Source organism: Pseudomonas sp. zfem005 (assembly GCF_032621735.1).
GTDB classification, from domain to species: domain Bacteria; phylum Pseudomonadota; class Gammaproteobacteria; order Pseudomonadales; family Pseudomonadaceae; genus Metapseudomonas; species Metapseudomonas solani.
The window spans coordinates 137115-161446 of record NZ_JAVYJE010000001.1 but is presented as its reverse complement, the minus strand read 5'-3'; the positions used below and the strand labels follow the sequence as shown (position 1 = coordinate 161446).

Sequence of the window (24332 nt, the reverse complement as noted above, 5' to 3'; positions counted from 1 at the left end):
TCTCTTGTTGTGGGGTGCATGGTCGGTGGCTGCAGCGGTGCTGCACATTGGACGTAAGTATAGAGAGGCCGCCGCTGCCTCCCGGCCGCTCGGTCGCCAGGGGCGGGGCTGTCTGGACCGGGGTTTTGCGTGCGTGCCGTCGCGTTGGTCGTTTTTCGTACCGTTCGGCGGGGGTGCAGGAACTCTTATGTTCATCCGCTATCACACAGGCGTAATCCCGCGCATTCCGGTTTTGTGTGGAGCAGCGCGCCTGCAACGGCCGCTACGAGGTGAAGTCCATGAACTACGGTGACTTGCTGAGCCAGGAGGAGATGAAGGCCCTCGATGAGCTCGTGCGCGTGCCCAACGCCCAGCCCAGCGTCCTGGTGGTGGACGGCGACGAGGCGGCGCGTTACGCCCTGGCCGAGCGGTTGCTGGCCCAGGGCATCGTCTGCACCACCGCCGGCAGCGCCGAGCAGGCACTGGCGCTGCTGCTGGCGCGGCCCTCCATCGACCTGCTGGTGACCGAGCTGCACCTTACCTGCGGCGGCGGCCTGGAGCTGGTCCGCGAGGTTCGTCAATCGGCACGTGCCGACCTGCCGGTGATCATCACCAGCGGTGACGCCGATGTGCAGGACGCCATCGAGGCCATGCGCCTGAAGGTGCTCGATTTCCTGCTCAAGCCCGTGGATATCAGCCGCCTGGTTACACTGGTGCGCAACGAGCTGGGGGCTCCGCCGGCGAAGAGCCCGCCGGTGAGGGCGAGGCAAGGCAAGGCCGAAATCCTCGCGCTGAAAAGCGCCTGAAGCCGCCGCGAGGCGGCTTTTCATTTCCTCCCTCCGTTCATCAAGGTGCTGGTTGGCCTGGCATTCGCCGGCCTGATGCAGGCCTGCGCCTGCTTGTGGGTGATCGCTTTCTGAGCAAAATAGTTAGACCGGTCTATATAAAAAAGGCCGGCCATTTTCTTCAGGAGGACGTGTCATGAGTGAGAATCCGCGTTTGCTGGAAAGACTCGAGGCGGTGATCCGCGCCACCCCCTTCGCTGCGCTGATGGGCGCGCGCGTCAATGCGCTGGGCGATGGCGTCGTCGAGTTGGAAGTCGACGTGAAGCCGGAGGTGATGCACCAGCACCATGGCTTCGTGCATGGCGCAGTGGTCGGCTTCATGGCCGACAGCGCCTGCGCCTGGGCGGCGGCCTCGGTGGCGGGGGACGTGGTGACCTCGGAGTACAAACTCAACCTGCTGGCGCCGGCGGTGGGTGAGCGGTTGCTGGCCCGGGGGCGGGTGCTGAAGGCATCGAGTCGGTCCCTGGCCACCTTCGCCGAGGTCTTCGCGGTCAGGAATGGCGAAGAGAAGCTGGTGGCGGTGGCCCTGGCCAGCGTGGCCAAGGTCGGTGGCGAGGGTGGGCGCTGATGGACGCCGCGATCCCTCCCGGCTTCGAGCCGCTGTTCCGCAGCAGTCCCTTCCTCGATCTGCTGGGCCCGCTGTATTCCCGGCGCGACGAGGAGGGCGGCCTGGTCATCGCTGCGCGCATCCAGCAGAAGCACTGCAACCTGCGGGGCACCGCCCATGGTGGTTTGCTCTGCACCCTGGCGGATGTCGCGCTGGGCTACTCCACGGCCTTCTCCCAGGAGCCGCCCCTGGCGATGGCCACGGTGAACCTGAGCCTGGATTTTTGTGGAGCGGCCCGCCTGGGTGACCTGGTGGAGGTGCGCACGGCGATCCACAAGGTGGGCCAGCGCCTGGCCTTCGCCAGTGCGGACCTGCGCTGCGGGGAACACCCCGTGGCCCGCGGCAGCGCCGTGTTTCATATTCCCTGAGGCTCGGGCATGCTTTGCGCGCGCCGGGCGGCCGGCGCGCCATTGCTCCTGGAGACGTCCCTTTGCCGAAGAAATCCAACGCTGCCGATCGCGTCGTGCGTGCCACCGCTTCACTGCTGGCGAGCAAGGGCTATTTCGGCACCGCCCTGGGCGACATCATCGCGCGCTCGGAAACGCCCAAGGGGTCGCTCTACCACTACTTCCCCGATGGCAAGCCGGAGATCGTCGGCGCGGCCATCGACTTCGTCGCCAGCGAGGTGCGAGCGCATCTCGAACAGGCCGCAAGCCGGGCACCCCATGCGCGTAACGCCCTGCTGGGGTTCACCGCCACACTGCGCGGTTGGCTGGAGGCGTCGGGCTACGCCGAGTCCTGCCCCATCTTCGCCACCACCTTGAGCATCGACGATGAGCTGAACGGCGTTCACCAGCGTTGCGGCGCTGCGCTGGCTGGCTGGCACGGCGTGTTCGAGCAGGCGCTGGGTGCGGACGGTGTGCCGGCGGCCGTTGCCGAGAGCCGCGCCTGGTTGCTGATCGCCGCCCTGGAAGGCGCGCTGGGCGTGGCCCGGGTGCAGCGCTCCCTGCGGCCGCTGCAATTGATCGAGGCGGAGCTGCTGCCCTTGTTGCCGGGATGAAGGGCTTTTCACAGGCATGAAAAAACCGCCCCGAGGGGCGGTTTATTGTGGAGCCCGGCTTACAGGCCGTTCTTCGCCTTGAACTCGCGGCGACGACGGTGCAGGACCGGCTCGGTGTAGCCGTTGGGCTGCTTGGTGCCTTCGACCACCAGTTCGACTGCGGCCTGGAAGGCTACGTTGTCGTCGAAGTTGGGGGCCAGCGGGCGGTACAGCGGGTCGTTGGCGTTCTGACGGTCAACCACCGGAGCCATGCGCTTGAGGCTGGCGAGGATCTGCTCCTCGGTGACCACGTTGTGGCGCAGCCAGTTGGCCAGCAGCTGGCTGGAGATACGCAGGGTGGCGCGGTCTTCCATCAGGCCGACATCGTTGATGTCCGGCACCTTGGAGCAGCCGACGCCTTGGTCGATCCAGCGCACTACATAGCCGAGGATGCCTTGGGCGTTGTTGTCCAGTTCGTTCTGGATCTCGTCAGCGGTCCAGTTGGTGTTGGGCGCCAGCGGGATGGTCAGGATGTCGTCCACCGAGGCGGGCGTGCGCTTGGCCAGTTCGGCCTGACGGGCGAACACGTCGACCTTGTGGTAGTGCAGGGCGTGCAGGGTGGCGGCGGTCGGCGACGGCACCCAGGCGGTGTTGGCGCCGGCCAGCGGGTGGCCGATCTTCTGCTCGAGCATGCCGGCCATCAGGTCGGGCATGGCCCACATGCCCTTGCCGATCTGGGCGCGGCCTTGCAGGCCGGTGGCCAGGCCGATGTCGACGTTGTTGTTTTCGTAGGCGCCGATCCACTTCTCGCTCTTCATGGCGGCCTTGCGCACAACGGCGCCAGCTTCCATGGAGGTGTGGATTTCGTCACCGGTGCGGTCGAGGAAGCCGGTGTTGATGAAGACCACGCGCTCGCTGGCGGCCTTGATGCACGCCTTGAGGTTGATGGTGGTACGGCGCTCTTCGTCCATGATGCCGACCTTCAGGGTGTTGCGCGGCATGCCGAGCACATCCTCGACGCGGCTGAAGATTTCAGCGGCGAAGGCGACTTCTTCCGGACCGTGCATCTTCGGCTTGACGATGTAGACCGAGCCGGTGCGGGTGTTCTTGCGGCTGGTGTTGCCGTTGAGGTTGTGCAGGGCGATCAGGCTGGTGAACAGCGCGTCCTGGATGCCTTCCGGGATCTCGTTGCCAGCGGCGTCGAGGATGGCCGGGTTGGTCATCAGGTGACCAACGTTGCGCACGAACAGCAGGCTGCGGCCGTGCAGGGTCAGCTCGGAACCGTCGGCCTTGGTGTAGACGCGGTCGGGGTTCATGGTGCGGGTGAAGGTCTCGCCGCCCTTGGACACGCTCTCGGCCAGGTCGCCTTTCATCAGGCCCAGCCAGTTGCGGTAGACCACGGTCTTGTCGTCGGCATCGACGGCGGCAACGGAGTCTTCGCAATCCATGATGGTGGTCAGGGCGGCTTCCATCAGCACGTCCTTGACGCCAGCGGCATCGGTCTTGCCGATGGGGCTGTTGGCGTCGATCTGGATTTCGAAGTGCAGGCCGTTGTGCTTCAGCAGCAGGGCTTGCGGGGCTGCGGCATCACCCTGGAAGGCGATGAACTGGGCAGCGTCCTTGAGGCCGGTCGTGGTGCCGTCCTTCAGGGTCACGGCGAAGGCGCCGTCCTTGATGGCATAGGCGGTGGCGTCGACGTGGGAGCCGTCGTGCAGCGGGGCGGCTTCGTCGAGGAAGGCGCGGGCGAAGGCGATGACCTTGTCACCACGGACCTTGTTGTAGCCTTTGCCCTTCTCGGCGCCGTTCTCTTCGCTGATCACGTCGGTGCCGTAGAGCGCGTCGTACAGCGAGCCCCAACGGGCGTTGGCGGCGTTCAGCGCGAAGCGGGCATTCATCACCGGTACGACCAGCTGCGGGCCGGCCATGCGGGCGATTTCTTCGTCGACGTTGGTGGTGGTGGCATGGAAGTCGGCCGGCTCGGGGAGCAGGTAGCCGATTTCCTGAAGGAAGGTCTTGTAGGCCACGGCATCGTGGGCCTGGCCGGCGCGGGCCTGGTGCCAGGCATCGATCTGCGCCTGGAGTTCGTCGCGCTTGGCGAGCAGGGCTTTGTTCTTGGGCGCCAGGTCATTGATGACCGCTTCGGCTCCGGCCCAGAACTTATCGGCGCTGAGGCCGGTTCCGGGGATGGCTTCGTTATTCACGAAGTCGAACAGGACTCTGGCGACCTGCAGGCCACCGACTTGAACGCGCTCAGTCATTGCTTGCCTCACTCTGCTCAATATCCGCTTCGGACCATGCTCCAGTGCTTGTAGTCCGAGCCGCGGCATACTACATGAACCCGTCGTAAAAATCATGGGCGTGCGTCGCTATGCGACCGGAAAACGCCTTACAGTCACAGCGGGGGCAGAATGTTCTCAAAAAACTGGGTGATTGTTCCAGATAAATCTTAAAAACGTACACGATTTCTGAAAAACCGTGCCTGCGACCCAGCGCCGCAGGCTGTGAAGGTAGATTTCGGGACTACATCCAGCTCTTTTCTATACTCCTCCCACTACAAAAAACGGAGTTCCACCATGGCTGTGCATGCCGTAACCGCTGCCGATATCGATGAGCTCGCCGCACTCTTCTCCGGCTACCTGGATTTCTACGAAGTGCCGCGCCCCCTGGGCGAGGTGCGCGACTTTCTTGGTGACCGCCTGGCGCGCGGCGATTCGGTGCTGTTCATCGCGCGTAGCCTGGAGGGCAGGGCGCAAGGGTTCGTGCAGCTCTACCCCTTCATGTCGTCCCTGGCCCTGGCGCCGGCCTGGTTGCTCAGCGACCTGTACGTCGCCCCCGATGCCCGCCGGCAAGGCGTGGGCGAAGCGCTGATGAACGCGGCGCGTGCCCATGGCGAGGCCACCGGTGCCTGCGGCCTGCAGCTGGAGACGGCGAAGACCAACCTGGCCGGCCAGGCCCTGTACGAGCGCCTGGGCTACGTGCGTGACCAGGTGTACCTGACCTATTGGCTGAGCCTCGCCTGAGGCGGCCCCACTTAAGGCAAGGAGTAGAACGTGGACCATCTGGTACTGACGGTAATCGCCCCGGATCAGCCCGGGTTGGTGGAACGGGTCGCCCAGTGCATCGCCGCCCATGGCGGCAACTGGCTGGAAAGCCGCATGTCACGCATGGCCGGGCAGTTCGCCGGCATCCTGCGGGTGGCGGTGCCGGCCGAGGGTTATGACGAACTGGTGGAAGGGCTGCAGGGCCTGGCCACCCATGGCATCCGGGTGATGCTGGCGGAAAGCGGCATCGAGCCTTCCTGCACCTGGAAGCCGATCCTGCTGGACCTGGTGGGGAACGACCGCCCCGGCATCGTCCGCGACATCACCCGGCTGCTGTCCGAGGAGGGGGTGAACCTGGAGCGCCTGGTGACCGAGGTGAAGCCCGCGCCCATGAGCAGCGAGCCGCTGTTCCATGCCGAAGCGTTGCTGGCGGTGCCGCTGACGCTTTCGCTGGATGTGCTGCAGAGGCGCCTGGAGACCCTGGCCGACGACCTGATGGTGGAACTCAACCTGCAGCCCCAGGCGTCCTGAGCCGCTATCCCCGGAAAACCTGAGCAAGCCTGTGGATAACCTGGGGAGCGTAACGGCTGCGCCACGCGGGGCGGGCTTTTCCGCTACCTGGGTGAAAAACGAGCTAAATCAGCGGCTTGTGCACAAAGGGCGGGGATGGAGCTGTGGATAACCTTGGGAGAAACGGCTACAGGCCTCGCGTTGCCTGGCCTGTAGCCGATCGTTCGTTTTCTGCTCAGCCGACGTTGCGACGCAGGGTGAACCAGGCGTCGACGCTGTAGACGAGCAGGCCGGCCCAGATGAAGCAGAAGGCGACGAGCTTGCTTGGGTCGAAGTGTTCGCCATAGAGGAAGATGGCCTGCAGCATCACCAAGGTCGGCGCCAGGTACTGGAGGAAGCCCAGGGTGGTGTAGGGCAGGTGGCGGGCGGCGGCGTTGAAGCACACCAGCGGTACCAGGGTGATCGGGCCTGCGGCCATCAGCCAGAAGGCTTCGGGCGTGCTCCAGAACGCCACCTGGCTGGTCTGCGCCGCCGGGTGCAGGGCCAGCCAGCCCAGCGCGATAGGCAGCAGCAGCCAGGTTTCCACCACCAGCCCGGGCAGCGCCGCTACAGGCGCCTGCTTGCGGATCAGCCCGTAGAAGCCGAAGGTCAGCGCCAGGGTCAGCGACACCCAGGGCAGGCTGCCCACTTGCCAGATTTGCTGCGCCACGCCCGCAGTCGCCAGGCCCACGGCGAGCCATTGCAGGCGACGCAGGCGCTCGCCGAGCAGCAGCATTCCCAGCAGCACGTTCACCAGCGGGTTGATGTAGTAGCCCAGGCTGGCTTCGAGCATGCGCCCGTTGTTCACCGCCCAGACGTAGACCAGCCAGTTGGAGGCGATCAGCATGCCGCTGGCGGCGAGGATGCCGAAGCGTTTCGGGTTGGCCCGCAGCTCACGCAGCCAGCCGGGGTGCTTCCACACCAGCAGCAGGAGGGCGCCGAACACGGCGGACCAGACCGCGCGATGGACGATGATCTCCAGGGCGGGGACGGCCTGGATGGCTTTGAAATAGATGGGGAACAGGCCCCAGATGATGTAGGCGGTCAGGCCGAGAATGTACCCGCGACGCGGGTTGGCGGTGGCCATGCAAGGTCCTTGCTTAGGTCGCTAACGAAAGGTCCGACATTCTAGAGGCCGCCCGGCCGACTTGTCTGTGTGTTCAGGATCTTCCGGCAGGCCCCCGTCGAAACGGGCGTAAGAAATACGTTACGCCGCGTTCCGCTCTCGTTCGCAGGGGCTAGAAGAGCCGCAACGGCTCTTCGTCCATCGCCGCCAGCTGCTCGCGCAGGATCAGCACCTGGTCGCCCCAGTAACGCTCGCTGCCGAACCAGGGGAAGCTCATGGGGAAGGCCGGGTCGTCCCAGCGCCGTGCCAGCCAGGCGCTGTAGTGCATCAGGCGCAGGGCCCGGAGGGCTTCGATGAGGGGCAGCTCGCGGGGGTCGAAATCGTGGAATTCCTGGTAGCCGTCCACCAGCTCTGAGAGTTGCGTCAGGCGTTCGTGGCGCTCGCCGGCCAGCATCATCCACAGGTCTTGCACTGCCGGGCCCATGCGGCAGTCGTCGAGGTCGACCATGTGGAAGGTTTCATCACGGCACAGCAGGTTGCCGGGGTGGCAGTCGCCGTGCAGGCGGATGGCGTTGTAGCGCACCTCGCCGAAGCGCTGGTCGAGGCGCTTGAGCAGGTCGCGGGCGACGGACTCATAGGCCGGGAGCAGGCTCTTGGGCACGAAGCCGCCCTCCAGCAGGGTGTGCAGCGAGTCGTGGCCGAAGGCCTGGACGGTCTGGGTCTCGCGGTGCTCGAAGGGGCGCACGGCGCCTACCGCATGCAGGCGGCCGAGCAGCTGGCCGAGGCGGTAGAGCTGGTCCATGTTGCCGGGCTCGGGGGCGCGGCCGCCGCGACGGGGGAACAGGGCGAAGCGGAAGCCGGCATGTTCGAACAGGGTTTCGCCATCCCGGGAGAGCGGGGCCACCACCGGGACTTCATGTTCGGCGAGCTCGGCGCTGAAGGCGTGCTCTTCGCGGATCGCGGCGTCGGTCCAGCGTTGCGGGCGATAGAACTTGGCGATCAGCGGCTGCTCGTCCTCGATGCCGACCTGGTAGACGCGGTTCTCGTAGCTGTTCAGGGCCAGCACGCGGGCGTCACTGAGGTAGCCCAGGCTCTCCACTGCATCGAGCACCAGGTCGGGGGTCAGTTCGGCGAAGGGATGGGACATGGGTGGCTCCGATGGATTGGGCGGCAAGTCTAGCGCCAATGGCACCAGCGGGGCGGCCTATCTATAAGGAGCGCATCTCAGAGCGGGGTGCCGAGCAGAACCTGGCTGGGGGAGAACTGGGCGCGGGCCATGCTGCCGGGCTGCAGGCCATCGGCCTTGAGTTGCTGGGCTTCGGCCAGGGCGCACAGGGTCTGGCCGCTGGCCAGGGTGATGCGCACTTCGCTGGGGCCTTCGTCATCGGGCAGGATCGCCTCGATGCGGCCTTCCAGGGCGTTCATCTGCGGGTCGGGCGTGGCGCCCAGGGGTTGCACGCTGAGCCAGCCGGCCTTCATCAGGGCGATCACGCCGCCACCGGGGGCAAGCTCCAGCTTTTCGCTGCTGTCATGGGTGATCTGCGCGCGCATGCTCGCACCACCGGGGAGTTCGATCTCCACCACGTCGTTGCGGCCTTGGGCGTGCAGCGCAACGACCTTGCCGCTGAGCTGGTTGCGGGCGCTGGTGCGCAGCATCAGGCGGCCGAGGCGCTCGAGGTCCTGCTCGCTTTCGGCGCTTTCCAGCAGACGCGCCTGCAGGCTTTCCATGCGCTTGAACAGGGCCAGCAGGCGCTCGCCCTCGGCGGATAGGCGTGCGCCACCGCCGCCCTTGCCGCCGACGCTGCGTTCGACCAGGGGCTTCTCGGAAAGGTTGTTGAGTTCGTCGATGGCGTCCCACGCGGCCTTGTAGCTCAGCCCTGCGGCCTTGGCGGCGCGGGTGATCGAGCCCTGCACGCCGATCTGCTCCAGCAGGGCCATGCGCTGCGGGCGGCGGGTCAGTTGCTGGGTCAGGGGCGTGAGCTGGCTCATGGCGGATAACTGCTGGTGACTATGGCGCAGCAGGCTGAGTGAGTCCGACGCTTCAGTCAAGCACTCAGGGCGTGCTGCCGGGTTTGGGCGTGCGGGCCAGGCAATAGATGTCGACCCGTGCGGCGCCGGCGCGTTTCAGCAACTGGGCGAGGTATTGCGCGGTGGTGCCGGTGGTCAGCACGTCATCCACCAGGGCCAGGTGCAGCCCGCTCGGCGCGGCGTGCCTGGCGAGCTGGAAGGCGCCGCGCAGGTTGCGCTTGCGGGTGGCGGCGTCCAGGCCTTGCTGGGCGGGGGTGTCGAGGGCGCGGAGTAGCCAGTCGTCGTGCACGGGCAGGCGCAGTTGACGGCCAAGCCAGTGGGCGAGCATCTGCGCCTGGTTGAAGCCGCGCTGGCGTTGGCGCCGGGCGGCCAGCGGCACCGCGAGCAGGGCATCGGGGCGGGGTTCACCTGGGGCCTGGGTCCGTTGCAGGTGGTTGGCCAGCAGCTCCGCCAGCAGGCGCCCCAAGGGCCATTGGGCCTGGTGCTTGAAGCGGGTGATGAGGCTGTCTACCGGGAAGTCATAGCGCCAGGCGATGTGGGCGGCATCGAAGGCGGGTGGCTGCTTCAGGCATTCGCCGCACACCAGCCCGTGGGCGGGGAGGGGCAGGGCACAGACGCTGCAGCAGCCGTCCAGCCAGGGGAGGTCGCCTTCGCAGCCGGGGCATATTGGCAGGCTGCTGCCGGTTGCCCGCGCGCCGCACAGCGCGCAGGTCGGGGATGGGGTGACGAGGTGGCGCAGCAGGTGGACGATCCTGTCCATGGCGCCCCTCCGTGGGCGAGGTCAGTGAATCAGCCAGCTCATGACGACCAGGCCGAGGAAGATGAGGATCAGGCCGCTGATGATGCCCTTTCGCAGCAATGCGCGTACGCCGCTGAACAGCAGGAGCAGGCCGAGAATGAGTACGACGAAGCTGAAGATCGACACATCCATGCCGATGGCCCGCGCGAGGCCGTGGAGAAAGTCGTCCATGGCCGCCCAGACGCCGCCGAGGACGGTGGAAAGGAGGTCCACGATGAAGCGGATCACCTTGCCGATCGCCTCGCCTAGCCAACTGAAGAAACCGTCGTTACCCATGCTCATTCCTTATGCGTTCAGGACCGTCAGGGTCTTTGATCCAAACGGCAGCCAAGGGTTCTTTGTGGTCAACAAATAACCAGATGTAAACCTGTGTCGAGTTTTTGGTTGACAGCGTCATACCCCAAAATCAAGATGCCCATCAGCCTGAATTCCCGCGCTCGCCGTCGGGATTTCCCCTTACAAGAGGCGCGATCCACGCGTCGAAGGAAGCTCCCATGAGTGCAACCGCAGCCATCTCTACACGCCACGACTGGTCCCTCGCCGAAGTGCGGGCGCTGTTCGAGCAACCCTTCAATGACCTGCTGTTCCAGGCGCAGACCGTGCACCGCGCGCACTTCGACCCGAATCGCGTGCAGGTTTCCACCCTGCTGTCGATCAAGACCGGCGCCTGCCCCGAAGACTGCAAGTACTGCCCCCAGTCCGGCCACTACAACACCGGCCTGGACAAGGAAAAGCTGATGGAGGTGCAGAAGGTCCTGCAGGCCGCCGCCGAGGCCAAGGCCATCGGCTCCACCCGCTTCTGCATGGGCGCCGCCTGGAAGCACCCCTCCGCCAAGGACATGCCCTACGTGCTGGAGATGGTGAAGGGCGTGAAGAAGCTCGGCCTCGAGACCTGCATGACCCTCGGCCGCCTCGACCAGGAGCAGACCCAGGCGCTGGCCGATGCCGGGCTGGACTACTACAACCACAACCTCGATACCTCGCCGGAGTTCTACGGCAACATCATCACCACCCGCACCTACAGTGAGCGCCTGCAGACCCTGGCCTACGTGCGCGAGGCGGGGATGAAGATCTGTTCCGGCGGCATCCTCGGCATGGGCGAGTCGGTGGACGACCGCGCCGGCCTGCTGATCCAGCTGGCCAACCTGCCGGAGCACCCGGAGTCGGTGCCGATCAACATGCTGGTCAAGGTCAAGGGCACGCCGCTGGCCGAAGAGAAGGACGTCGACCCGTTCGACTTCATCCGCACCCTGGCCGTGGCGCGCATCATGATGCCGAAGTCCCATGTACGCCTCTCCGCAGGCCGCGAGCAGATGAACGAGCAGATGCAGGCCCTGGCCTTCATGGCCGGCGCCAACTCCATCTTCTACGGCGAAAAACTGCTGACCACCGCCAACCCGCAAGCGGACAAGGACATGCAGCTCTTCGCCCGCCTCGGCATCAAGCCGGAAGAGCGCGAAGAACACGCCGACGAAGTGCACCAGGCCGCCATCGAACAGGCGCTGGTGGAGCAGAGAGACTCCAAGCTCTTCTATAACGCTGCTGTTTAACGACGGCGAGCTGGAAGCCTGAAGCCTGAAGCCGGAAGCTTGAAGCGGGTGGCTCGGGCTTTCAGCTTCTAGCTTCCCGCTTCGAGCTTTCTATGCCCTTCGATCTCGCTTCCCGACTCGCCGAGCGCCGCGCCGCCGACCTTTACCGCCAGCGCCCCCTGCTGGAAAGCCCCCAGGGGCCCGAGGCGGTGGTGGATGGCCGGGCGGTGCTCGCCTTCTGTTCCAACGACTACCTGGGCCTGGCCAACCACCCCGAGGTGATCGCCGCGTTGCGTGCCGGTGCCGAGCGCTGGGGCGCCGGTGGGGGTGCCTCGCACCTGGTGATCGGCCACAGCGGACCGCACCACGAACTGGAGCTGGCCCTGGCCGAGTTCACCGGTCGGCCGCGCGCGCTGCTGTTCTCCACCGGCTACATGGCCAACCTGGGCGCCGTCACCGCGCTGGTGGGCAAGGGCGACAGCGTGCTGGAGGATCGCCTCAACCACGCCTCGCTGCTGGACGCGGGCCTGCTCTCCGGGGCACGTTTTTCCCGCTACCTGCACAACGATGTGGGCAGCCTGGCTTCGCGCCTGGAGAAGGCGGAAGGCAACACCCTGGTAGTCACCGACGGTGTGTTCAGCATGGACGGCGACCTCGCCGACCTGCCTGCGCTCTGCGCCAAGGCCAGGGAGAAGGGCGCCTGGGTGATGGTCGACGACGCCCACGGCTTCGGCCCCCTGGGCGCCACGGGCGGCGGCATCGTCGAGCACTTCGGCCTCGGTCTGGACGACGTGCCCGTGCTGGTGGGCACCCTGGGCAAGGCCTTCGGCACCGCCGGGGCCTTCGTTGCCGGCAGCGAGGAGCTGATCGAGACGCTGGTGCAGTTCGCCCGTCCCTACATCTACACCACCAGCCAGCCGCCCGCTGTGGCCTGCGCGACGCTCAAGAGCCTCGAGCTGCTGCAGAAGGAGAGCTGGCGCCGCGAGCACCTGAACCGGTTGATCCAGCGCTTCCGCGAGGGCGCCGCCGAGATCGGCCTGACGCTGATGGACAGCCCGACGCCGATCCAGCCGATCCTCGTCGGCGACAGCGCCCGGGCCATGAGGCTCGCGGCCCTGCTGCGCGAGCGCGGCATTCTCGTCGGCGCCATCCGCCCACCCACGGTTCCGGCCGGCAGTGCGCGTTTGCGGGTGACCTTCAGTGCCTCCCACAGCGAGGCCCAGCTGGAACTGTTGCTCCTGGCGTTGTCCGAAAGCTGGAACATTCTGGCTAAGGAAGGAAACCCCGATGCGTGATCGATTGATCCTGCTGCCCGGCTGGGCGCTGGGCCCGGCGGCCCTGGAGCCGCTGCGCGATGCCCTGTCCGAGCGTGCGCCGCACCTGAACATCGAGATCGAAGCGCTGCCCGACCTGGCGCAGCCGGAAGCCTGGCTCGACGAACTTGATGCGCGCCTGCCGAGCGACTGCTGGCTGGCCGGCTGGTCCCTGGGCGGCATGCTGGCCGCGCAGTTGGCGGCACGGCGGGACGCGTCCTGCCGCGGGCTCATCGGTCTTGCCAGCAACCTGTGTTTCCGTGCCCGCGAGGATTGGCCGAGCGCCATGCCTGGCGAGGTCTTCGCCGCTTTCCATGAAGCCTTTGGCCTTGACCCTGCACTGACCCTCAAGCGCTTCCGCCTGCTGGTGAGCCAGGGCGCCAAGGACCCGCGCACCCTGGCGCGGCAACTGCAGGTCACCCAGCCGTCGACACCGCCCGAGGTGCTGGAAGCCGGCCTGCAACTGCTGGCCGGGCTGGATACCCGTGGCGCCCTGCGTGCCTACAGCGGCCCCCAGTTGCACCTGTTCGCCGGCCGCGATGCGCTGGTGCCCGCCGCCGCCTGCCAGGCGTTGCTGGATTGGTTACCGGACGTGGAGGCGTCGATCATCCGTGAGGCCAGCCACGGCCTGCCGGTGGAGTGCCCGGATGCGGTCGCCGAAGCGATGCTGGCGTTCATGTTCGAAGGTGAAGATGTCTGAATCCGTTGCCCTGCCTCTGCCCTGCGCCTCCCAGGACGCTTCGCCCCTGCCGGACAAGCGCCAGGTAGCGGCGTCCTTCTCGCGCGCGGCCGCCAGCTATGACAGCGTGGCCGAGCTGCAGCGCGCCGTCGGCGGTGCCCTGCTCGACAGCCTGCCCAAGCACTTTGCTCCTGAACGCTGGCTCGACCTGGGCTGCGGCACCGGGTACTTCTCGCGCCAGCTGGCGCAGCGCTTCCCGGCTTCGTCCGGCCTGGCGATGGATATCGCCGAAGGCATGCTGCAGCACGCGCAACCCCTGGGGGGCGCGCGGTATTTCGCGGCGGGCGACGCCGAGCGCCTGCCGCTGGCAGATGGTTGCCTGGACCTGGTGTTCAGCAGCCTGGCGGTGCAGTGGTGCGGCGATTTCGCCGCCGTGCTGGCCGAGGTGCGGCGGGTGCTGCGACCGGGTGGACTGCTGGTGTTCAGCAGTCTCTGTGTCGGCACCCTGCAGGAGCTGCGCGACAGCTGGCAGGAGGTGGACGGCTTCGTCCACGTCAACCGCTTCCGCGAGTTCCAACGCTACCAGGCGCTTTGCGTCGCAAGCGGGTTGACTCCGCTGCAGCTCGAACGTCGCCCGCGAACCCTGCATTTCCCCGATCTGCGCAGCCTGACCCATGAGCTCAAGGCGCTGGGTGCGCACAACCTCAACCCCGGTCGCCCCGGTGGCCTGACCGGCCGGGCGCGCATGCTCGCCCTGATCGACGCCTACGAGCGTCGCCGCGATGACGCCGGCCTGCCCGTTACCTATCAGGTCGTCCACGGCCTGCTGCGCAAGGATTCCTGAATGGCCGCTGCCTTCTTCATCGCCGGTACCGACACCGAGATCGGCAAGACCACGGTGGCTGCCGGCCTGCTGCATGCGGCACGTCGGGTTGGGCTGTCCACGGCGGCGAGCAAGCCGGTGGCGTCCGGTTGCCTGGCTACCGCCGATGGCCTGCGCAACGAAGACGCCCTGGCACTGCTGGGCGAGTGCTCGCTGCCGCTGGCCTACGAGGAGATCAACCCGCTGGCCTTCGAGCCCGCCATCGCCCCGCATCTGGCTGCCCGCGAAGCGGGTGTCGAGCTGAACCTGGCCGCGCTCTCGGTCCCCGTGCGGCGGATTCTCGACAAAGGCGCCGACTTCACCCTGGTGGAAGGGGCGGGTGGTTGGCGGGTGCCCCTGGCGGACCGGGCCAACCTGTCCGACCTGCCGATTGCCCTGGGCCTGCCGGTGATCCTCGTGGTCGGCGTACGCCTGGGCTGCATCAACCACGCACTGCTCAGCGCCGAGGTGATCCTGCGGGATGGGCTGCCGCTCGCCGGCTGGGTGGCCAACCTGGTGGACCCGAACACCTCGCGTCTGGAAGAGAACCTGGCCACCCTGACAGAGCGCCTTCCGGCCCCTTGCCTGGGCCGCATCCCGCGCCTGGAGTCGCCGACACCCGCCGCCGTTGCCGCCTGGCTGGACCTCGCCCCGCTTGGGCTATAAGCGATCCGAAGTTGATAGCCTTTTGTTTGTACGTTTTTTAGGCGTTTTCTGCTTCAATTAGGTCGTTAATCTCTTGTTTCGGGGTTGGTGATGGAAATCTCCGGTAGTGCCTTCAGCGCAGGATTGAGTGCTCTGCAGTCTGGCCAGCGTCGTATCGACCAGGCTGGTGCGGATATCGCAGGCTCGTCCGTGCAGCGCAACCAGCAGGCCCCCAGCGCCCGCGTGCAGGAATTCAACGGTGCCGACCAGGCGAGCAACCTGGTGGACCTCAACGTCGGCAAGTTCCAGGCGGAAGCCGGGGCGCAGGTGATCAAGACCGCTGACGATGTACTCGGAACCCTGATCGACACCCACGCCTGACCAAGGGCATCCCGACTGCGTTAGCGGCCGGTGGTCTGGCGCGGGCAGGGAGGGCCCCATGCGGATCGGCAGTGCTGCATATCTCCCCTCGCCCACACTGGCGTCGCCGTCTTCGCGCGGTTCGCTGAGCGGCGCTGCCACTGATTCCTCTTCTTCTCTTCGTTCTTCATCGGCCACCGATGATCGGTCTCTTTCCACGGGCACCCGCGCCGACGTGCGTGACGGCGAGGGTGCGGCCTCTGCACGCGCAACACGGCAGCAGGAACAGCAGGACCTGCAGGAAATCGCCGAACTGGCTGCGCGGGACCGCGAAGTGCGCGCCCATGAGCAGGCCCATGCCGCAGTAGGCGCTGCCTATGCCGGCTCCCCCAGCTACAGTTTCAAGCGTGGCCCGGATGGCCAGTCCTATGCCACGAGTGGCGAAGTCGGCATCGACGTGAGCGCAGTGGCGGGTGACCCCGCCGCCACTCTGCGCAAGATGGCGGTGGTACAGCGTGCAGCGCTGGCCCCGGCCGATCCATCGGCCCAGGACCGCCGCGTCGCCGCCGAAGCTGCCGCCCAGGCCGGGCAGGCGCTGGTCGAACTCGCCCAGCAGCGCCGCGAGGAAGCCTCCGAGGAGGCCGCGAGCAAAGCCGCCGCCCGTGCCAAATCGGAGGACGAGTCGTCTTCGTCGGCCTCTCCTGCGGCCAATCAGGATCTGGGTATCTACCTTCAGGTCGCCAGCCCCAGCGCCCTCGGCCCCCTGCTCGATACCCGCGCTTGAGCGCCGATGGGCGGATGCTTGACAAGGGATTGGCGTAAACGTATGTTTCAAACACCTGTTTGATTGTCGGGCGGCTTCCGCGCAGCCCACAGCGACTACCGTGATGTTGTAAGCGACCGATGTGCCGGTCACCTTAACTAGGAACCCACCGTAGAGGTTTACTGCTATGCCTGATTACAAGGCCCCCTTGCGTGATATCCGTTTCGTACGTGACGAGCTGCTCGGCTACGAAGCGCACTATCAGAGCCTGCCTGGCTGCCAGGACGCCACCCCGGACATGGTTGACGCCATTCTCGAGGAAGGTGCGAAGTTCTGTGAGCAGGTGATCGCTCCGCTGAACCGCGTGGGTGACATCGAGGGTTGCACCTGGAGCGAGTCCGGCGTGAAAACCCCGGCCGGCTTCAAGGAAGCCTACAAGCAGTTCGTCGAAGGCGGCTGGCCGAGCCTGGCCCATGACGTCGACCACGGCGGCCAAGGCCTGCCCGAGTCGCTCGGCCTGGCCATCAGCGAAATGGTCGGCGAAGCCAACTGGTCCTGGGGCATGTACCCCGGCCTGTCCCACGGCGCGATGAACACCCTGTCCGCCCACGGCACCGACGACCAGAAACACACCTACCTGACCAAGCTGGTATCCGGCGAGTGGACCGGCACCATGTGCCTGACCGAACCGCACTGCGGTACCGACCTGGGCATGCTGCGCACCAAGGCCGAGCCTCAGGCCGATGGTTCCTACAAAGTCACCGGCACCAAGATCTTCATCTCCGCCGGTGAACACGACATGGCCGACAACATCGTCCATATCGTCTTGGCCCGCCTGCCCGATGCACCGGCCGGCACCAAAGGCATCTCCCTGTTCATCGTGCCGAAGTTCATGCCGACCGCTGAAGGCGGCGTGGGCGAGCGCAACGCCGTTGCGTGCGGTTCCCTCGAACACAAGATGGGCATCCACGGCAACGCGACCTGCGTGATGAACTTCGACGGCGCTACCGGTTTCCTGATCGGCCCGGCGAACAAAGGCCTGAACTGCATGTTCACCTTCATGAACACCGCTCGCCTGGGTACCGCGCTGCAAGGCCTGGCCCACGCCGAAATCGGTTTCCAGGGTGGCCTGAAATACGCTCGCGAGCGTCTGCAGATGCGTGCTCTGACCGGCCCGAAAGCGCCCGAGAAGCCCGCTGACCCGATCATCGTCCACCCGGACGTGCGTCGCATGCTGCTGACCATGAAAGCCTTCGCCGAAGGCAACCGCGCGATGGTGTACTTCACCGCCAAGCAGGTCGACATCGTCAAATACAGCCAGAACGAGGAAGAGAAGAAAGCCGCCGACGCGCTGCTGGCCTTCCTGACCCCGATCGCCAAGGCGTTCATGACCGAAGTCGGCTTCGAGTCGGCCAACCACGGCGTACAGATCTATGGTGGCCACGGCTTCATCGCCGAGTGGGGCATGGAGCAGAACGTTCGCGACAGCCGCATCTCCATGCTGTACGAAGGCACCACCGGTATCCAGGCTCTGGACCTGCTGGGCCGCAAGATCCTCATGACCCAGGGCGAAGCGCTGAAGGGCTTCACCAAGATCGTGCACAAGTTCTGCCAGGCCAACGAAGGCAACGAAGCCGTCAAGGAATTCGTCGAGCCGCTGGCCAAGCTGAACAAGGAGTGGGGCGACATCACCATGAAGGTCGGCATGGCTGCGATGAAAGATCGCGAAGAAGTCGGCGCCGCTTCCGTGGACTACCTCATGTACTCCGGTTACGCCTGCCTGGCTTACTTCTGGGCCGACATCGCTCGCCTGGCTGCCGAGAAGATCGCTGCTGGCGAAGGCGACGCCGCCTTCTACAAGGCCAAGCTGCAGACCGCGCGTTTCTACTTCAAGCGCATCCTGCCGCGTACCCGTACCCATGTTGAAACCATGCTGTCCGGCGCCAACAACCTGATGGACCTGGCCGAAGAAGACTTCGCCCTCGGTTACTAAGGTTTAGCGCTGTACGAAGAAGCCCGCCGCAAGGCGGGCTTTTTCATGGGCGTGTGAATGTGCCCGCAACCTCGGCCAAGAGGGCGCGAATAGGGGCGTTTCGTCGCGCAGACGGATGCGTGGCCCCTGCAGAAATGCAATCATATGGCCAGCTCGCCCACCCCCTCCGACACCTTTCTGGATCAGCATCAGTGCGGTCTCTCTCGTCCTTTCGCGTCAGTCATTTCGTCCCGCCCCTGGCCCTGATCCTGGCCGGCGGCGTGATGGGCTCGCTGACGGTCATGACGGAGTTCTTCGTCTCGTTGTTCAACGTGCTGCCCACGCTCCTGCTGCTGCTCGGCGGTTCGTTCTGCGCCGCCTACGGCCGCCTGCGCCAGTTGTTCCTGCTGCTGATCCTCTACCTCGCTTACTACCTGCTCGACACCCAGGTCGACTACTACCAGACCGAGCGTGTCGTGCGTGAAGACGCGGCCCTGGTGTTCCACCTCTGCAGCCTGCTGCTGCCCCTGCTGTTCGGCCTGTTCGGTTGCTGGCAGGAGCGCACCCACCTGCTGCAGGACTTCGTCGCCCGCGCTGCGGTGATGCTCGCCGTGGTCGGCGTCGCCGTCGCGCTTGGTCGCAGCTACCCCGAATCCGTGCTGCCGGCGCTGACCGCCGTGCACTGGCCGTTGCTGCATGGCACCTGGATGAGCCTGATCCAGCTTTCCTACTTCGCCTTCGTCGGTGCCCTGATCGCCCTGGCGGTCATCTATGTGCGCCAGCCCCGGCCGCAGCACGCCGCCCAGCTCCTGGCCCTGCTGGGCATCTGGTGGATGCTGCCCAAGGTCTTCGTCCTGCCCCATGCGCTGCATGCAATGAGCAGCCTGGCGATGCTCGCGCTCACCGCCTCGGTGGCCCACGAGGCCTACCAGATGGCCTTCCGTGACGAGCTCACCGGGCTGCCCGGCCGCCGCGCCCTCAACGAGCGCCTGCAACGCCTCGGGCGCAACTACGTGCTGGCGATGACCGACGTCGACCACTTCAAGAAATTCAACGACACCTACGGCCACGATGTCGGCGACCAGGTGCTGCGCATGGTCGCCAGCCGCCTGAAGAAGGTCACCGGCGGTGGCAAGGCGTATCGCTACGGCGGCGAGGAATTCACCATCGTCTTCACCGGCAAGACCATGGAAGAATGCCAGCCGCACCTGGAGGCGATACGCGAAGCCATCGAGAACTACAGCATGCAGCTGCGCGACAAGGACAGCCGCCCCAAGAGCGACGAGCAGGGCCGCAGCAAGCGCAGCGGCGGCGCCGGGCAGAGCGTCTCGGTGACCATCAGCATCGGCGTGGCCGAGCGTGACGCCGAACAGCGCACACCGGAGGAAGTCATCAAGGTGGCGGACCAGGCCCTCTACAGCGCCAAGAGCGCCGGCCGCAACCGGGTGTTCCTGCACGGGCAGAACCGTCGCGGTGCCGTGCGGGTGAAGCGGGCGGCCACGTAGACCGCAGGTTATGGCGCTGCATTCAGCGCTTGCAGCGTCGTTGTCCGACTGCGGCTTGAGCAGTAGGGTCGGATGATTGGCGCCGACCATGGCGCTCACCCGACGGAGAACCTGCCATGCCCGAGTACAAGGCCCCCCTGCGCGACATGCGCTTCCTCATCGACGAAGTCTTCGATTTCCCGGCCACCTACGCCGCCATCGGTGCCAGCGACGCCACCCCGGACATGGTCTCGGCGATTCTCGAAGAGGGTGCCAAGTTCTGCGAGCAGGTGCTCTCGCCCATCAACCGTTCCGGCGACGAAGAAGAGTGCCAGTGGAACGACGGCGTGGTGACCACGCCCAAGGGCTTCAAGGAAGCCTTCGCCCAGTACGTGGAAGGGGGCTGGAACGGCCTCGCCGCCGACCCGGCCTATGGCGGCCAGGGCCTGCCGCATTCCCTCGGCCTGATCATCAGCGAGATGGTCGCCTCCAGTAACCAATCCTGGGCCATGTACCCCGGCCTCACCCACGGCGCCATGTCGGCCATCCACGCCCACGGCACCGAAGAGCAGAAGCAGACCTACCTCACCCGCATGACCGAAGGCCGCTGGACCGGCACCATGTGCCTCACCGAGCCCCATTGCGGCACCGACCTCGGCATCATCAAGACCCGCGCCGTGCCCCAGGCCGACGGCAGCTACGCAGTCAGCGGCACCAAGATCTTCATCTCCGCCGGCGAGCACGACATGAGCGAGAACATCGTTCACCTCGTCCTCGCCAAGCTGCCCGACGCCCCCGCCGGCACCAAGGGCATCTCGCTGTTCATCGTGCCCAAGTTCATGCCCGCCGCCGATGGCGCCGTCGGTGCGCGCAACGCCGTCTCCTGTGGCTCCATCGAGCACAAGATGGGCATCAAGGCTTCCGCCACCTGCGTGATGAACTTCGACTCCGCCACCGGCTACCTGATCGGCGAGGCCAACAAGGGCCTTAACTGCATGTTCACCATGATGAACCACGCCCGCCTGGGCACCGGCATGCAGGGCCTCTGCCTCGGCGAGGCCAGCTACCAGGGCGCCGTGCGCTACGCCAACGACCGCCTGCAGATGCGCGCACTGACCGGGCCGAAAGCCCCGGAAAAGGCCGCCGACCCGATCATCGTGCACCCCGACGTGCGCCGCATGCTGCTGACCATGAAGGCGTTCAACGAAGGCAACCGCGCGCTCTCCTACTTCACCGCGCAACTGCTGGATATCGCCCACGGCAGCCAGGACGCCGAGCAGCGCCAGGAAGCCGATGACCTGCTGGCCTTCCTCACCCCCATCTGCAAGGCCTTCATGACCGAGACCGGGCTGGAGGCCACCAACCTCGGCATGCAGGTGTTCGGCGGCCACGGCTACATTCGCGAGTGGGGCATGGAGCAACTGGTACGCGACTGCCGCATCGCCCCCATCTATGAGGGCACCAACGGTATTCAGGCCCTCGACCTGCTCGGCCGCAAGGTGCTCGGCAGCCAGGGCAAGCTGTTGCGCGGCTTCACCAAGCGCGTGCACAAGTTCTGCCTGGCCCAGGCCGAGCACCCGCAGTTCAAGGCACAGGCCGCCGAACTGGCTCGGCTCAACCAGCAGTGGGGCGAGCTGACCCAGAAGGTCGGCATGGCCGCGATGAAGAACCCGGACGAAGTGGGCGCTGCCTCCGTCGACTACCTGATGTACTCCGGCTACATCGTGCTCGCCTGGTTCTGGCTGCAGATGGCCGTGGTCGCCCAGACCAAGCTCGACGCCGGCACCAGCGAGGCGGCGTACTACCAGACCAAGCTCGCCACCTTCGACTTCTACTTCAAGCGCCTGCTGCCCCGCACCACCGCCCATCAGGCTGGGGTCGAGGCGGGCAGCGACTGCCTGATGGCCCTGCCGGCCGACCAGTTCGCGCTCTAAGCGTCTAATCTGGGTGTATCCAGGGGCCCGCCATGTGCGGGCCCTTTTCATCCGGGTTGCGAATTGTGACTTGTCGATAACATATGGTCACGCAACGACCCTATGTGTCTCAAAAGTTGTTCGGGTACACTGCCGCCCTGTTCCGTGAAACCGGCCCTTCCGGCCGCCTGTAGAGTTCCTGCGAGGTTTTGCACATGGCTGACTACAAAGCGCCCCTGCGCGATATGCGCTTCGTCCTCAACGAGGTTTTCGAGGTTGCCAAGCTCTGGGCCGAGCTGCCCGCCCTGGCCGAGACCGTCGATGCCGAAACCGCATCCGCGATCCTCGAAGAGGCCGGCAAGGTCACCGGCGGCACCATCGCCCCGCTGAACCGCTCCGGCGACGAAGAAGGCTGCCAGTGGAGCGACGGCGCGGTCACCACGCCTGCCGGTTTCCCCGAGGCTTACAAGACCTACGCCGAGGGCGGCTGGGTCGGCGTCGGTGGTGACCCGGTCTACGGCGGCATGGGCATGCCCAAGGCGATCTCCGCCCAGGTCGAGGAAATGGTCAACTCGGCCAACCTCTCCTTCGGCCTCTACCCGATGCTCACCGCCGGTGCCTGCCTGTCGATCAACGCGCACGCCAGCGAAGAGCTCAAGGAAAAGTACCTGCCGAACATGTACGCGGGCGTCTGGGCGGGCTCCATGTGCCTGACCGAACCCCACGCCGGCACCGACCTGGGCATCATCCGCACCAAGGCCGAACCCCAGGCCGACGGCAGCTACAAGGTCACCGGCACCAAGATCTTCATCACCGGCGGCGAGCACGACCTCACCGAGAACATCATCCACCTGGTTCTGGCCAAGCTGCCCGACGCGCCCGCCGGCCCGAAAGGCATCTCGCTGTTCCTGGTGCCCAAGTTCATGGTCAATGCCGACGGCTCCCTCGGCGAGAAGAACACCCTGTCCTGCGGCTCCATCGAGCACAAGATGGGCATCAAGGCCTCCGCTACCTGCGTGATGAACTTCGACGGCGCCACCGGCTGGATCGTCGACGCCCCGAACAAGGGCCTGGCCGCCATGTTCACCATGATGAACTACGAGCGTCTGGGTGTTGGCATCCAGGGCCTGGCTTCCGGTGAGCGTTCCTACCAGAGCGCCGTCGAATACGCCCGCGACCGCATCCAGAGCCGCGCGCCGACCGGCCCGGTCGCCAAGGACAAGGCCGCCGACCCGATCATCGTGCACCCCGACGTGCGTCGCATGCTGCTGACCATGAAGGCGGCCAACGAAGGCGGTCGTGCCTTCTCCACCTACGTCGCCATGCAGCTGGACACCGCCAAGTTCAGCGAAGACCCCGTCGTGCGCAAACGCGCCGAAGAAATGGTCGCCCTGCTCACCCCCGTGGCCAAGGCCTTCCTCACCGACCTCGGCCTGGAAACCACCGTCCACGGCCAGCAGATCTTCGGCGGCCACGGCTTCATCCGCGAATGGGGCCAGGAGCAGCTGGTGCGTGACGTGCGCATCACCCAGATCTACGAAGGCACCAACGGCATCCAGGCGCTGGACCTCGTCGGCCGCAAGATCGTCGGCAGCGGCGGCGCGTTCTACAAGCACTTCTCCGATGAGATCAAGGCCTTCACCGGCAGCGCCTCCGCTGACCTGGCCGAGTTCGTCGAGCCGCTGAACGCTGCGGTCGCCAACCTCGACGACCTCACCGCCTGGCTGCTGGAAAGCGCCAAGTCCAACCCCAACGAGATCGGCGCCGCGTCGGTCGAGTACCTGCACGCCTTCGGCTACACCGCCTATGCCTACATGTGGGCACTGATGGCCAAGGCCTCGCTGGGCAAGGAAGGCCAGGACGAGTTCTACGCCAGCAAGCTGGGCACCGCGCGTTTCTACTTCGCCCGCCTGCTGCCGCGCATCCACTCCCTGACCGCCTCGGTGAAAGCCGGTAGTGAGTCGCTGTACCTGCTGGACGCCGCCCAGTTCTAAGCGGCCCCCGCAAACGAAAAAGCCCCGCCGATGCGGGGCTTTTTCATTTGAACGTGGGAAACCGCGTCTTCAGGACGTGGTCATGAGTCATCGGCTCTGTGCCTGTGACGGTTCGCGCCGAGGACTGACAGGATGAGCTCGTGCCGTAGGGTGTGCCGTGTGCGCACCGCCGCTCGGTGCTTCCGGCGAGTCCCAGGTGCGCGCAGCACACCCTACGTTCGGAGTGAGCGGCGGCTGCAGGCTCCGAAGCCTGGTTGCGCCCCTTCAATCCGCAATCAGCTTGTCCACCAGGCCCGGGTCGTCGATGAAGCGATTGCGCGTGCCCTGGAGGCCGGCGATCTGCTCGTTGCGTGCGCGCTCCTCGGCGTCTACCGGGTCCAGGCGGTGCCATTCCTTGAACATCTGCACTTGGCCGACGATGGGCAGGCCGTATTCGATGTGCATGTAGAAGATCGCCCGGGCCACGTTGCCCTTGGCGACATCGCGGGGCTCCACCAACTGGAAGCTGGCCTTGAGGTCGCAGTCGGCGCCGAACTTGCTCGGCACATCGCCCACCATGCCGAACAGCGCGTTGCGCCGCGCCAGCTCGACCCGCGCCAGCTCCGGGTAGAGGTTGTGCAGGTCGGCGAGCATGAAGGAGTACTGCGGGTTGGCGGTCTTGCACTGGCTATCGGTGACGCAGCGCAACGCGCTCTTGATCTGCTTGATGGGGTAGACGGGGCTCGCCGCCAGCAGCCCGCTCTCGCCGTTGAAGGCCTTGCCGCAATAGAGCGTGGTGCCCGCGCCAGGGTAGAGCTGCTGCCAGAAGGCCTGGGTCACGGCCGCCTTCGGGTCGGGGAGCCGTGTCTGGCCGCCGGCCAGGGCGGAAAGGGGGATGCAGGGAGCGAGGCAGAAAAGCGCAATCGTTACTACGCGCATGGTCATG

24 protein-coding genes are annotated in these 24332 nt (G+C 66.1%); 17 read left to right on the top strand and 7 right to left on the bottom strand.

All coding sequences use genetic code 11. The features are described from left to right. Nucleotides 1–278 precede the first annotated feature (278 nt). From RTW82_RS00775 to RTW82_RS00760, 4 genes are all read left to right on the top strand, one after another. Entirely contained in the window at nt 279–785 is a 507-nt protein-coding gene (locus tag RTW82_RS00775; protein ID WP_316923985.1) for a response regulator, read from the top strand. 175 nt (nt 786–960) lie between these two features. Beyond that, nucleotides 961–1392 carry a PaaI family thioesterase gene (locus RTW82_RS00770; protein ID WP_316923984.1) on the top strand — a complete coding sequence of 144 codons (432 nt, stop codon included), beginning with the start codon at nt 961–963 and terminating at the stop codon, nt 1390–1392. Further along, on the top strand, nt 1392–1799 hold the full coding sequence (locus RTW82_RS00765) for a PaaI family thioesterase (protein WP_410478738.1): 408 nt from the start codon (nt 1392–1394) through the stop codon (nt 1797–1799). Before RTW82_RS00770 ends, RTW82_RS00765 begins: the two co-directional genes overlap by 1 nt. Before the next feature lie 62 nt (nt 1800–1861). Further along, nucleotides 1862–2431 (top strand): TetR/AcrR family transcriptional regulator, encoded by a 570-nt coding sequence (locus RTW82_RS00760; RefSeq protein ID WP_316923983.1) that lies wholly within the window; start codon nt 1862–1864, stop codon nt 2429–2431. A 59-nt stretch (nt 2432–2490) separates the two neighbouring features. Here RTW82_RS00760 and RTW82_RS00755 read toward each other — a convergent pair whose 3' ends face one another. Then, nucleotides 2491–4668 carry a malate synthase G gene (locus RTW82_RS00755; RefSeq protein WP_316923982.1) on the bottom strand — a complete coding sequence of 726 codons (2178 nt, stop codon included), beginning with the start codon at nt 4666–4668 and terminating at the stop codon, nt 2491–2493. Nucleotides 4669–4983: 315 nt separating this feature from the next. Between RTW82_RS00755 and RTW82_RS00750 the strand changes: the two genes are divergently transcribed. Beyond that, nucleotides 4984–5430, top strand: a complete 447-nt coding sequence (locus tag RTW82_RS00750) for a GNAT family N-acetyltransferase (protein ID WP_021222757.1) — start codon at nt 4984–4986, stop codon at nt 5428–5430. A 30-nt stretch (nt 5431–5460) separates the two neighbouring features. Beyond that, a complete protein-coding gene (locus RTW82_RS00745; protein WP_021222756.1) occupies nt 5461–5982 on the top strand; it encodes a glycine cleavage system protein R in 522 nt (173 codons plus the stop codon). A 214-nt stretch (nt 5983–6196) separates the two neighbouring features. Here the strand turns inward: RTW82_RS00745 and rarD are convergent, their stop codons facing one another. The 5 genes from rarD to RTW82_RS00720 form a co-directional block, all read right to left on the bottom strand. Continuing rightward, nucleotides 6197–7087 carry an EamA family transporter RarD gene (gene rarD / locus RTW82_RS00740; RefSeq protein WP_316923981.1) on the bottom strand — a complete coding sequence of 297 codons (891 nt, stop codon included), beginning with the start codon at nt 7085–7087 and terminating at the stop codon, nt 6197–6199. 151 nt (nt 7088–7238) lie between these two features. Next, nucleotides 7239–8213 carry a serine/threonine protein kinase gene (locus RTW82_RS00735; RefSeq protein WP_021222754.1) on the bottom strand — a complete coding sequence of 325 codons (975 nt, stop codon included), beginning with the start codon at nt 8211–8213 and terminating at the stop codon, nt 7239–7241. A 77-nt stretch (nt 8214–8290) separates the two neighbouring features. Further along, nucleotides 8291–9055: a TOBE domain-containing protein gene (locus RTW82_RS00730; protein WP_265170335.1), complete on the bottom strand. Its 765-nt coding sequence runs from the start codon at nt 9053–9055 to the stop codon at nt 8291–8293. Nucleotides 9056–9119: 64 nt separating this feature from the next. Then, nucleotides 9120–9854 carry a ComF family protein gene (locus RTW82_RS00725; RefSeq protein WP_316923980.1) on the bottom strand — a complete coding sequence of 245 codons (735 nt, stop codon included), beginning with the start codon at nt 9852–9854 and terminating at the stop codon, nt 9120–9122. Between the two features lie 21 nt (nt 9855–9875). After that, nucleotides 9876–10169 (bottom strand): hypothetical protein, encoded by a 294-nt coding sequence (locus RTW82_RS00720; RefSeq protein WP_021222751.1) that lies wholly within the window; start codon nt 10167–10169, stop codon nt 9876–9878. A gap of 218 nt (nt 10170–10387) precedes the next feature. Here RTW82_RS00720 and bioB point away from each other — a divergent pair, with 218 nt between their 5' ends. From bioB to RTW82_RS00665, 11 genes are all read left to right on the top strand, one after another. After that, the gene (gene bioB, locus RTW82_RS00715) at nt 10388–11443 is read left to right on the top strand and encodes a biotin synthase BioB (protein WP_316923979.1); all 1056 of its coding nucleotides are present in this window, start codon (nt 10388–10390) and stop codon (nt 11441–11443) included. A 92-nt stretch (nt 11444–11535) separates the two neighbouring features. Beyond that, a complete protein-coding gene (gene bioF, locus RTW82_RS00710) occupies nt 11536–12717 on the top strand; it encodes an 8-amino-7-oxononanoate synthase (RefSeq protein WP_316923978.1) in 1182 nt (393 codons plus the stop codon). Then, nucleotides 12710–13435 carry an alpha/beta fold hydrolase gene (locus tag RTW82_RS00705; RefSeq protein WP_316923977.1) on the top strand — a complete coding sequence of 242 codons (726 nt, stop codon included), beginning with the start codon at nt 12710–12712 and terminating at the stop codon, nt 13433–13435. Before bioF ends, RTW82_RS00705 begins: the two co-directional genes overlap by 8 nt. Beyond that, on the top strand, nt 13428–14258 hold the full coding sequence (gene bioC / locus RTW82_RS00700) for a malonyl-ACP O-methyltransferase BioC (protein WP_316923976.1): 831 nt from the start codon (nt 13428–13430) through the stop codon (nt 14256–14258). Before RTW82_RS00705 ends, bioC begins: the two co-directional genes overlap by 8 nt. Then, nucleotides 14259–14942: a dethiobiotin synthase gene (gene bioD, locus RTW82_RS00695; protein ID WP_316923975.1), complete on the top strand. Its 684-nt coding sequence runs from the start codon at nt 14259–14261 to the stop codon at nt 14940–14942. Between the two features lie 90 nt (nt 14943–15032). Continuing rightward, entirely contained in the window at nt 15033–15302 is a 270-nt protein-coding gene (locus RTW82_RS00690; protein ID WP_031289057.1) for a hypothetical protein, read from the top strand. A gap of 58 nt (nt 15303–15360) precedes the next feature. Next, on the top strand, nt 15361–16065 hold the full coding sequence (locus RTW82_RS00685; RefSeq protein ID WP_316923974.1) for a putative metalloprotease CJM1_0395 family protein: 705 nt from the start codon (nt 15361–15363) through the stop codon (nt 16063–16065). 166 nt (nt 16066–16231) lie between these two features. Then, nucleotides 16232–18037, top strand: a complete 1806-nt coding sequence (locus tag RTW82_RS00680) for a phenylacyl-CoA dehydrogenase (RefSeq protein ID WP_316923973.1) — start codon at nt 16232–16234, stop codon at nt 18035–18037. Nucleotides 18038–18228: 191 nt separating this feature from the next. Further along, a complete protein-coding gene (locus RTW82_RS00675) occupies nt 18229–19521 on the top strand; it encodes a sensor domain-containing diguanylate cyclase (RefSeq protein WP_031289053.1) in 1293 nt (430 codons plus the stop codon). Between the two features lie 116 nt (nt 19522–19637). Continuing rightward, nucleotides 19638–21434, top strand: coding sequence for an acyl-CoA dehydrogenase C-terminal domain-containing protein (locus RTW82_RS00670; protein WP_316923972.1), 1797 nt, complete (start codon nt 19638–19640; stop codon nt 21432–21434). Nucleotides 21435–21628: 194 nt separating this feature from the next. Further along, nucleotides 21629–23407, top strand: a complete 1779-nt coding sequence (locus RTW82_RS00665) for an acyl-CoA dehydrogenase C-terminal domain-containing protein (RefSeq protein ID WP_316923971.1) — start codon at nt 21629–21631, stop codon at nt 23405–23407. Between the two features lie 264 nt (nt 23408–23671). Here RTW82_RS00665 and RTW82_RS00660 read toward each other — a convergent pair whose 3' ends face one another. Then, the gene (locus tag RTW82_RS00660; RefSeq protein ID WP_410478737.1) at nt 23672–24325 is read right to left on the bottom strand and encodes an endonuclease I family protein; all 654 of its coding nucleotides are present in this window, start codon (nt 24323–24325) and stop codon (nt 23672–23674) included. Between the last annotated feature and the right edge of the window lie 7 nt (nt 24326–24332).

Excerpts from the sequence above, each read along its gene's own strand:
- RTW82_RS00775 (WP_316923985.1), top strand. The coding sequence starts at position 279 with ATGAACTACGGTGACTTGCTGAGCCAGGAGGAGATGAAGGCCCTCGAT.
- RTW82_RS00770 (WP_316923984.1), top strand. The coding sequence starts at position 961 with ATGAGTGAGAATCCGCGTTTGCTGGAAAGACTCGAGGCGGTGATCCGC.
- RTW82_RS00765 (WP_410478738.1), top strand. The coding sequence starts at position 1,392 with ATGGACGCCGCGATCCCTCCCGGCTTCGAGCCGCTGTTCCGCAGCAGT.
- RTW82_RS00755 (WP_316923982.1), bottom strand. The coding sequence starts at position 4,668 with ATGACTGAGCGCGTTCAAGTCGGTGGCCTGCAGGTCGCCAGAGTCCTG.
- RTW82_RS00750 (WP_021222757.1), top strand. The coding sequence starts at position 4,984 with ATGGCTGTGCATGCCGTAACCGCTGCCGATATCGATGAGCTCGCCGCA.
- rarD (WP_316923981.1), bottom strand. The coding sequence starts at position 7,087 with ATGGCCACCGCCAACCCGCGTCGCGGGTACATTCTCGGCCTGACCGCC.
- RTW82_RS00735 (WP_021222754.1), bottom strand. The coding sequence starts at position 8,213 with ATGTCCCATCCCTTCGCCGAACTGACCCCCGACCTGGTGCTCGATGCA.
- RTW82_RS00730 (WP_265170335.1), bottom strand. The coding sequence starts at position 9,055 with ATGAGCCAGCTCACGCCCCTGACCCAGCAACTGACCCGCCGCCCGCAG.
- RTW82_RS00725 (WP_316923980.1), bottom strand. The coding sequence starts at position 9,854 with ATGGACAGGATCGTCCACCTGCTGCGCCACCTCGTCACCCCATCCCCG.
- RTW82_RS00720 (WP_021222751.1), bottom strand. The coding sequence starts at position 10,169 with ATGGGTAACGACGGTTTCTTCAGTTGGCTAGGCGAGGCGATCGGCAAG.
- bioB (WP_316923979.1), top strand. The coding sequence starts at position 10,388 with ATGAGTGCAACCGCAGCCATCTCTACACGCCACGACTGGTCCCTCGCC.
- bioF (WP_316923978.1), top strand. The coding sequence starts at position 11,536 with ATGCCCTTCGATCTCGCTTCCCGACTCGCCGAGCGCCGCGCCGCCGAC.
- RTW82_RS00705 (WP_316923977.1), top strand. The coding sequence starts at position 12,710 with ATGCGTGATCGATTGATCCTGCTGCCCGGCTGGGCGCTGGGCCCGGCG.
- bioC (WP_316923976.1), top strand. The coding sequence starts at position 13,428 with ATGTCTGAATCCGTTGCCCTGCCTCTGCCCTGCGCCTCCCAGGACGCT.
- bioD (WP_316923975.1), top strand. The coding sequence starts at position 14,259 with ATGGCCGCTGCCTTCTTCATCGCCGGTACCGACACCGAGATCGGCAAG.
- RTW82_RS00690 (WP_031289057.1), top strand. The coding sequence starts at position 15,033 with ATGGAAATCTCCGGTAGTGCCTTCAGCGCAGGATTGAGTGCTCTGCAG.
- RTW82_RS00685 (WP_316923974.1), top strand. The coding sequence starts at position 15,361 with ATGCGGATCGGCAGTGCTGCATATCTCCCCTCGCCCACACTGGCGTCG.
- RTW82_RS00680 (WP_316923973.1), top strand. The coding sequence starts at position 16,232 with ATGCCTGATTACAAGGCCCCCTTGCGTGATATCCGTTTCGTACGTGAC.
- RTW82_RS00670 (WP_316923972.1), top strand. The coding sequence starts at position 19,638 with ATGCCCGAGTACAAGGCCCCCCTGCGCGACATGCGCTTCCTCATCGAC.
- RTW82_RS00665 (WP_316923971.1), top strand. The coding sequence starts at position 21,629 with ATGGCTGACTACAAAGCGCCCCTGCGCGATATGCGCTTCGTCCTCAAC.
- RTW82_RS00660 (WP_410478737.1), bottom strand. The coding sequence starts at position 24,325 with ATGCGCGTAGTAACGATTGCGCTTTTCTGCCTCGCTCCCTGCATCCCC.